Genomic DNA, 656 nt, shown 5'->3' with positions numbered 1-656 from the left:
GTCTCGACCGCGACCCGCGCGCCGGTGGCCGCCGCGCGCAGCGCCAGCACCTGGGCCGTCCACAGGCCGCCGATCAGCAGGACGTCGTACGGTGTCGAGCGGTGGAACCCCACCATCTGCGGGCGGCCGTCGCCGTCGTCGCCGATCACCACACCGTCGTCCCCGACGGGCAGTGACAGCGCGCCGAGATGGTCCAGCGCGATGGTGTGACCCGCGTGGTGCGGGCCGCGCAGCCCCCGCAGGCCCCGCTTCGTACCGTTGGCGGCGGTCATCGCGCGCCTCCCAGGGGCAGTGTGGCCAGCACACCGGGCAGCTGCTCGCGGTCCAGCCGTACCAGACCGACCTTCGCGTGCCGCGCGGCCTGCTCCAACGTCCGTCGTACGCGCACCAGTTCGGTGTCCGAGCCACCGGTGATCCGTACGTGCCCACCGAGCGACATCGTCCCCCGGTGCGCGCCAGGGCGCAGGGTCAGGCTGAAGGTGGTGGCGTACGCGGGAGCCGAGGTCAGCAGCGCCACCAGCTTGGGCAGCGGGGTGGCCCCGCGCCCCAACTCCGGCCAGCGGCCCACGGCGTAGGTGGTGTGCCAGCGGTCGTCACACCGCCAGACCCGGGCCGTCTCGGCGGTGCGCCGCCGCGCCGCCGCGTCCGGGCGGCCC

At 75.5% G+C, this 656-nt stretch carries 2 pseudogenes; both read right to left on the bottom strand.

The window, feature by feature from the left end:
• Window positions 1-272: pseudogene (locus tag GT042_RS30520) on the bottom strand (hypothetical protein); the annotation flags it as partial.
• Window positions 269-656 (bottom strand): annotated as a pseudogene (locus tag GT042_RS30515) (type VII secretion protein EccE); the annotation flags it as partial. The pseudogenes GT042_RS30515 and GT042_RS30520, both read right to left, overlap by 4 nt.

Source organism: Streptomyces sp. SID3212, from assembly GCF_009865405.1.
In the GTDB taxonomy this organism is placed as follows: Bacteria; Actinomycetota; Actinomycetes; order Streptomycetales; family Streptomycetaceae; genus Streptomyces.
Note: the sequence above shows the minus strand (reverse complement) of the source record. Positions and strands in the feature narration are given on the sequence as shown.